This is a genomic window from Paenibacillus sp. Soil522 (genome assembly GCF_001428245.1).
GTDB lineage: Bacteria > Bacillota > Bacilli > Paenibacillales > Paenibacillaceae > Pristimantibacillus.
The window spans coordinates 219,548-226,863 of record NZ_LMRV01000088.1; the positions used below are offsets into that span (position 1 = coordinate 219,548).

Below are 7,316 nucleotides of genomic sequence, written 5' to 3' on the forward strand. Positions count from 1 at the left end.
TTCTATTGAATTATTCCCAAAATTGCTTTAAAATGCGCAAAAATAAATTCGGAAACGGCAATGTTTCCATATCTTCCTTGCCAATCCATCGATAACGGCTCAGCTCCGTTTCCCCTGCTCCGACGAAAGCACCGCTGCCAGCCGATTTTTGGGCATCGCCCGCACTTATTTCATACACGGAAGCCGCCTCCGCAGCCATACCCGCTCCTTCTAATGCGGATGCCGCAGCCGCCTCCGCAGGAGAATAAGCATCTTCACCCAAATCCGCCAAGTAAAAACGCATTTTCCAATGAATATGGCTGAAAATATGGTCGGCGTCCACAAACCAGCTGCGCGGACGGATAAGCATTCCCGTATCCTCCTCAAGCATGCGGCTGATCATCTCGCCCAGCTCATTCTGTTCCTTCGGCGCCGTCTCGGCCAGCCATTTCGCCTGATCCGGCGATAACAGCAAATGCGGCAGCTCCCACATCTGGGCAAGCAACCCGGTATCCGGCCGCTGTCTTACGAGCACTTTGCCTGCATTCTCGCCGCTGCCTAAGACAATGGCTGCCGCTCTGTACTCCGGACGCGGCGGCTTCGCCTTCGTCTTGACCGGCAATTCCGCCTCTCTGCCCGCAAGCCTGGCCCCGCAATGCTCCATCACAGGACACGGCAGGCAGCTTGGCGATTTCGGCGTACATACGAGTGCCCCGAGCTCCATAAGCGCCTGGTTAAAATCACCTGCAGCGCCTTCGGGAATAAGGGAGGCAGCAAGCTTCTCAATGCCCGCTCTCGTAGACGGCTTCGCAATATCTTCCTCCAAGCAAAAATAGCGCGAGAGCACGCGCATGACGTTGCCGTCAACCGCAGGCTCCGGACGGTTAAACGCAATGCTCATAATCGCGCCGCTTGTGTATGGCCCGACGCCCTTCAGTCCGGCTACGGAAGTTTTATCATCAGGCACAATGCCGCCATAGCGCGCTACCACTTCTTTGGCGCCTGCTTGCAAATTCCGTGCGCGCGAGTAGTAGCCGAGGCCCTCCCAGCTTTTGAGCACCTCCGTCTCGGGCGCTTCCGCAAGCGCACGAACAGTTGGAAACTTACTCATGAAATTGTTGTAAAACGGTATGACGGTATCTACCCTCGTCTGCTGCAGCATAATTTCCGATACCCATACGCGGTAAGGGTCCCGGTTCATCCGCCAAGGCAAATCCCGCTTGATCAGCCGGTACCAGGCAAGCAGCTCCGCGCTGAAAAATGTTTTAATGTCTTCCTGTTCCATTAGCTATTCTCCTTCTCGCCCGTTGTCTCAGTAAAATCCGCTCGATTGCCTGCGCTTTGCTTGCTGATCCTGCGATATTGAACCGGCGTAAGGCCTGTGTATCTTTTAAACAGCCTTGATAAATAATGATTTTGCATGCCCACCTGCTTCGCGATGGCTGACACCGGTAGCTCCGTATCCATAAGCAGCCGCATGGCATGCGCGATTCGGCGATTCGTCACATACTGGATCGGCGAGCAGCCCATGATGCTTTTGAAGGAAGTAATAAAATAGTTCGGATGCAGGAAGGCGAATTTCGCGAGCTCTTCGATTTGAATGTTCGCATGCAAATTGGCTTCGATGTATGCGAGCACCTCATTCCACTTTACTCCAAAGCCGGGATCATGGGGCATTTGCCTCTGGACATGGCTTTCATCCAGATAGAAGGCGATCATCTCCAGTAAAACCGCCTTCAGACGCAGCTCTCTCGTGATAGAGGCGCAGTGTTGATACGTTTCCATTTTGGAAAAAAGCTCATTCATCATCTGCTTGTCCTTCACATATACAAATGGCGGCAGCTGCAGCGAATTTATAAACTCAATATCCCCAAGCTCTAAACGAAAATGGCACCAATAGCGGCCAAAAGGCTCATCGCCTTCCGTCCCAAACGATTGGACCGTTCCCGCAGGCAGTAAATAAAGCGTGCCCGGCTGTACGATATAACTCTCATTTTGTATATTCAGCCATGCTTCTCCCTTGTCCGTGTAGCAGAAACGGTAAAAATCCGGCTCGGATTTTTGCTCGGTCCAGCCTGGCAAGCTCTCCGAATAGGCGGCCATAATAACCTCAGCCTGAATTTTTTTTAATTGGTTTTTCAAAATGCTCTCTATTGTCGGTTTCATGAATTCTCCTGTAAGTAAAACTGCGATATAATGTATTTTGATGCCCTCTGTGAATAACCATCTGCCTACTCTATTATACGAATTAACGAATCAAATTCATATGGACGTCCTGTGAATGTCTCAAACAAGTCCAAAATTTCCAAAATAAAGAAATTAATAAGGAGGGGCTGATTATGCTTTTTAATCGTATGCTGTTTGTTGGAATAACGCTTATAGCGTCTGCGGGGCTGCTGCTTGCGCTTGCGGGCTGCGGCGGCGATAGTGCTTCAAAGAGAAGCAGCGCGCTGGATGGACCCGCCGAGGCAGTCTCCGTTTACAAGGCCAATTGCGTCAGCTGTCACGGCACCGGGCTGCAGGGCAGAGTAGGCCCTGCAACGAATCTTCAGAACGTCGGCGCGCGCATGAGCGCGTCGGATATTACGCAGCAAATTGAGCAGGGAGAAGGCTCGATGCCCGCCTTCAAGGATCGCCTGACTTCCGAAGAAATTGCCGGACTGGCCGATTGGTTAGCAAGCAACAAGTAACGGCTGAGGCGGCTGCGATGATAAACAGAAAAGGATGCCGGAGCAGACATTTGCTGCCGCTGGCATCCTTTTTTTATCAGCCTAATAGCCGATATGGTGTCCATTTATTTTGGGAGATTTCGTAAAGTGAAGAGCGGATTGGCCTGCGTACGTCCAATGCGTTTCACCCATTTGGGGGTGCATCGGAAACAGATCGCCCTGCACCAGCACCAGATCACCGCCCCAATCGTCCGAATACAAGCCGTCAAATTCGACCCATTGCCCCGTTTTAAACCGACGCTTCGTCTTTTGCTGCCGCTGCTCCTGCACTGACGCCATCCCCTCTCGACTAGCTAACTTGGTATATTACATTCCAAGTATCGGCAAAAGGTTACTGCGATATCCGTTCCGCAACGGCAAAAGCAGAAGCCAGCTTACGCTCATGCGTAATCGTTACGTGAATCCGCACCGTTTCGGGACTAAGGCCGAGGCGGTCCCATGCGGCGGCAGATAGACTGCACTCGGGCTTGCCGCAGCTTCCCCGCAATATTTCAATATCCGTAAATCCGATAACATTACCGATGCCGCAGCCAAAAGCTTTCACGACCGCTTCCTTCGCCGCGAACCGCCCAGCCGTAAATTGGCTCAGCCGCTCACCCGAATACTGCGCTGCCAGCTCACGTTCGCCTGCGGACAGCACCCGCTCCATAAACCGTTCGCCTGTGCGCCCTTCCAATATTTTGGCTATACGCGTAATATCCGATAAATCATTTCCGATGCCGATGATCATGCTTACACCCGCCTTTTCTCTGAAAGTGAGATTAGCAGATGGCTCGTTCGAAGTCAAGGATAAAGTCCCTTTAAGTGCTTTCGAACCCTCCCAAACCCTCCCTTCCAAGGGAGGGCCCCGAGGACTGCGTCCTCTGGACACCTGCAATTAGACTAACGAAGGAGGTACAGAGAACCTGGCATGTTCCGTTTGCTGTGGATCGCTTTCGTCCCTGCGGGGACACGCTTTCAGTTGGTGCGGCTGTAATTACGTCCCTGCGGGACACTATCCTAGAGCATGTATTCGGAAAAATCAACCGGTTGCCCGTTAATCCTTTTTTCGCTTTCGCTATGGCTGTCAACGCTAAGCTCAAGCACACTAAGGTCCAAGCTCGTATATCGGACGCTCAGCTTTTCCGTAGACCATGCAGGAGCGTTCCGCCTAGCCACGGCTGCGAATGCCTCAAAGCTGTCCAGGCCCCTTTGCTCCGCATCCTTTTGGCTGATTGCCTCTAAAACAACGCCGTTCCGCGAGCCTTCGCTTGTCACGACGTATCGATCGGCCAGCCGTTCAATCTCGAATGGCTGCATCAAATAGACCGCAAAGAATACTTGATCCGTCTGTCCGAGCAGAACGCCCGGCTCTTGCTGCCACTCCGCAATCGGCAATATCCCTGCGATTTGGTGAGCTGCGCCGGCTGGAATCGGATAAAGCGCGGCAATCGTATTTTTGTGAAACAGAACTTCCGTATGCCCGGTTTGATGTCTCGGATCATCGCCGGTATTTGGTTCAGCCGGATGGAAGAAATAAGCCTGATTCACGCCGCGGTTCCGGCCAAGCGGCAAAGTAATGTCCCAGCGGTGCTGCTCGTTATCAAACTCCTCATACCGCTCCCACATCCCTCCCGTCGCAAACTCGGAAGTCATATAAGCATAGCTGTGAAGAATGCTCGTTCCCGCATCCGAAATCTTCGTGACGGCCTTCTTCACTTCGGCCTTCCCGCTTCGATCAAGCGCTGTGCGACGGGCTGCTTCGGGAGCCTCATAATAGAGGAAGCCGGCATACTCCGTCCGGGGCATTTCAGCGGGAAGCTCGAAATCCCCGAACTGCACATAGTCATGCAGGACGTTGCTGTCGAGCGGAATATCATGCTTCTGACCGCGGCAATGCGCGCCGGCCCAGGCCCCTTTCAAGTAAAACGCCGCTCTCTCGTTCCAGAGATAATCCAGCATATCGCTTAGCTCTTTTTTGACCGACGGGTCGCTCATTTGATGCCATGCGCATGTAAATGCCTGCACCCAGTGCCAGAACCAGGGCAAGCTTCCGTATTCGGACATTCCATGCTTACGGACATGGGCTAAAGTAAGCTGAAGATTGCTGCGCCCGTTACGGATCAGCCCGGCATCCTCGTACAATTGGCCGAAAATCAGCTTTGCGGCTGTATATTTGGCATCGTGATGACCGAATACATTTTTTTGACGATAGAAGCCACTCCGGTATACGTTAAAGAGCGCCGAATCAAATGCCTGTGCAAGCCTCTCATCAAAATGAACTCGATAGCGGCTCGTAAAGAAGGCCATCAAGCTTCCCATGAGCTCTACGGGCAGTACATTAGGCTTCGCCTCGCGCGGAGCCTCCCCGAGGTTTAACGGCCAATGGCCAAAGGTGGCGCTTTCACCATTTTGATCTTGAAGGCGAAGCACTTCCAGCATGATACCTTGTGCTAAATGTTTGGCGGCTTCCGCATCGAAGGGCAGCTGCTCCGGGAAGTCGACTGCGGCCGCGAACAAGTAGGAAGCATAATAAAAGTTATCGCGAATATCGTGATGAAACCATAGCCCGCTGCTTAGAACGGTCTGGCTCTGCGCCAGTATCGCTATTTTTCGTATAATCTCGTTTTGTCTAGCTGTGAAACTCATTTTACCAGTCTCCTTCGATTTCCTATGTTTCTTCTTATCATATAGAATTTCAATTGCCAGCGAAACCTCTGCATTGTCTTCTATTCAAAATAATGATAGTTTTGAGAGAAAAGATCCCTCTCCTTGCAGGGGGACTTCATAATTGACTAAGGAGATGAAGGTATTGCAAAGCGGCTACACATCGGTTACCTCTCTATCGACCGCAGCGAATTTTATATATCGGTCAGAGAAGAAGACGACCATTACCTTTCGATCGTACATACGGCCGCGGGAGTATGGTCAGTTGCAATTCAAGTTTTGGCATAGCAACACCGTCGATTCCACATGGGCAGACGGAGCCGAGTCGAAAGCAAATGACCCGGGCGGACGATGGCGGATCGAATCCTGCTTCGTGGCTGACGGCGGAGAGCTGCCGGACGGCAGCATTGCAGCAGGGACGGAACGCCCTGTCATGTTTGACGGCTCATCCTCCAAAGATGTGCAGCGGAGGGAGCGGTTTTGGAGTGACACAGCCTCAGTGTACGTACCGGAAAATCATTTTCTGGCGTTCAGCTGGTCGATCACATTGGACGGCTTTGAGGAAGGGCTCCCATTCAATACGGAGACCTTGCTTGCAAGCGCGTATGAAGCAGACGGCAGCCTAGCCGGGCAGCCATCTGCCGATGGCTATACCCCTTCAGGCAACCGTCAGGTGCTGCCTTCGCTGCTCGCCTATGAAAGAGCCGTATCTAAGCAGATCATATTTCTCGGCGATTCCATTACGCAAGGCGTTCGCACCGAGCAGGACGGCTACGCCTTCTGGGCTGCAAAGATCGCGGCAGGCTTAGGCCCAGACATTGGCGTATGGAACATTGGCAGCGGGTGGGCCCGCGCTTACGATCTGGTAAACGATAGCGCTTGGCTGTCCAAAGCGAAGCAAGGCGATGAGGTCGTTATTTGCATCGGGGTAAACGATATCGGTACCGCGAAACGCAGCGCCGGGCAATTGATTGCCGATATTACGTCGGTTATCGATCAGCTCGTGAGCGGCAAGCCAAACCTTGCTATATGGCTATGCACGCTGCCTGCGTTCAACTTTGAGGGAGAAATGGAGACCGTCTGGCGTACCGTCAACTCGTGGATTCGCGATTGCCATTTAACCGGTGTGTCCGGCGTGTTCGACATCGCTGCCGTACTCGGACAAGCGGCGCCGAATGAGCAATTGCTTCAGCAGGCCTTTATGAGTCCTCATGACGACCCCCATCCAAACGGCGTTGCGGGCACGGCTGTTGCCGACGCTTTCCTGGCATGGTATAGGCATTAAACGCGGGGTAGCATCCGTGAATTCTGCTTCCCGGATGATTCCCTAACGTTCGAACGAGCGCCTAATCTCATTTCAGCCCCTAAGCCCGCGTTTACTGAAATACCCGTCAATCAAGAGCGCCAGCACAATCCCCGCGCTGTACCTCGCCAAATCAACCGTTAAAAACCCGCTGCCCAAAACTAACGTTCCAAAAAAAGTGCTTCGGATTTCATTGATCCAATCGGATTGATAAAGCTGACTAAGCTCAATGCCAAAACAAAATAAAACGCTAATCAACGCCGCCCAAAAAAGCCTCTTATGTACCCATACGGCACGAACGCCAAAATAAATCATGCTCGCCCATAACGCATCGCCAAAATGCTCCGCAGCGAAAGCGGGCAGCGCGCCGGCAAACCTCCTGGTGCTAAAGCCGAGTATCATAGCGATTACGGCTGCAATTATGTACGGTATCCTCGTTTTCAATACAATAACATCTTCTTTTTAAAAAAAGACTGTCCCATGCCGATTGTGATATGCTCCCCATACAGTAGACAGGTTAAATAATAAAACCTGCTGCTGTGAGGGGAGCTTTTTCATGTCAAAAGAACAGTATAGCGCACCAGAGAAACTTGCGATCCTTGATGAAATAAAGAGGGGGGAAATTGGTGTTAAGGCTGCAGCTGCTAAATACAGCACAA

At 52.1% G+C, this 7,316-nt stretch carries 8 protein-coding genes; 2 read left to right on the forward strand and 6 right to left on the reverse strand.

The window, feature by feature from the left end:
• Nucleotides 1-10: 10 nt before the first annotated feature.
• Together mutY and ASG81_RS26470 are read right to left on the reverse strand one after the other, a co-directional pair.
• Complete coding sequence (gene mutY, locus ASG81_RS26465; protein ID WP_056641684.1) at nt 11-1,264, reverse strand: A/G-specific adenine glycosylase; 1,254 nt, start codon at nt 1,262-1,264, stop codon at nt 11-13.
• Nucleotides 1,264-2,145 carry an AraC family transcriptional regulator gene (locus tag ASG81_RS26470; protein ID WP_056641687.1) on the reverse strand — a complete coding sequence of 294 codons (882 nt, stop codon included), beginning with the start codon at nt 2,143-2,145 and terminating at the stop codon, nt 1,264-1,266. The genes mutY and ASG81_RS26470 overlap by 1 nt, the downstream gene beginning before the upstream one ends.
• A 173-nt stretch (nt 2,146-2,318) precedes the next feature.
• Between ASG81_RS26470 and ASG81_RS26475 the strand changes: the two genes are divergently transcribed.
• Nucleotides 2,319-2,669 carry a c-type cytochrome gene (locus tag ASG81_RS26475; RefSeq protein ID WP_235549026.1) on the forward strand — a complete coding sequence of 117 codons (351 nt, stop codon included), beginning with the start codon at nt 2,319-2,321 and terminating at the stop codon, nt 2,667-2,669.
• An 81-nt stretch (nt 2,670-2,750) separates the two neighbouring features.
• Here ASG81_RS26475 and ASG81_RS26480 read toward each other — a convergent pair whose 3' ends face one another.
• The 3 genes from ASG81_RS26480 to ASG81_RS26490 all read right to left on the reverse strand — a co-directional run bounded on the left by ASG81_RS26480 (nt 2,751) and on the right by ASG81_RS26490 (nt 5,336).
• The gene (locus ASG81_RS26480; protein ID WP_056641690.1) at nt 2,751-2,978 is read right to left on the reverse strand and encodes a hypothetical protein; all 228 of its coding nucleotides are present in this window, start codon (nt 2,976-2,978) and stop codon (nt 2,751-2,753) included.
• Nucleotides 2,979-3,039: 61 nt separating this feature from the next.
• Entirely contained in the window at nt 3,040-3,438 is a 399-nt protein-coding gene (gene acpS, locus ASG81_RS26485; protein ID WP_056641693.1) for a holo-ACP synthase, read from the reverse strand.
• A gap of 269 nt (nt 3,439-3,707) precedes the next feature.
• A complete protein-coding gene (locus ASG81_RS26490) occupies nt 3,708-5,336 on the reverse strand; it encodes a hypothetical protein (protein WP_056641695.1) in 1,629 nt (542 codons plus the stop codon).
• Between the two features lie 142 nt (nt 5,337-5,478).
• On the opposite strand from ASG81_RS26490, the gene ASG81_RS26495 reads away from it, so the two are divergent.
• Nucleotides 5,479-6,639, forward strand: coding sequence for an SGNH/GDSL hydrolase family protein (locus ASG81_RS26495; protein WP_235549027.1), 1,161 nt, complete (start codon nt 5,479-5,481; stop codon nt 6,637-6,639).
• Between the two features lie 72 nt (nt 6,640-6,711).
• Here the strand turns inward: ASG81_RS26495 and ASG81_RS26500 are convergent, their stop codons facing one another.
• The gene (locus ASG81_RS26500) at nt 6,712-7,101 is read right to left on the reverse strand and encodes a ribosomal maturation YjgA family protein (protein WP_235549028.1); all 390 of its coding nucleotides are present in this window, start codon (nt 7,099-7,101) and stop codon (nt 6,712-6,714) included.
• Nucleotides 7,102-7,316 lie beyond the last annotated feature (215 nt).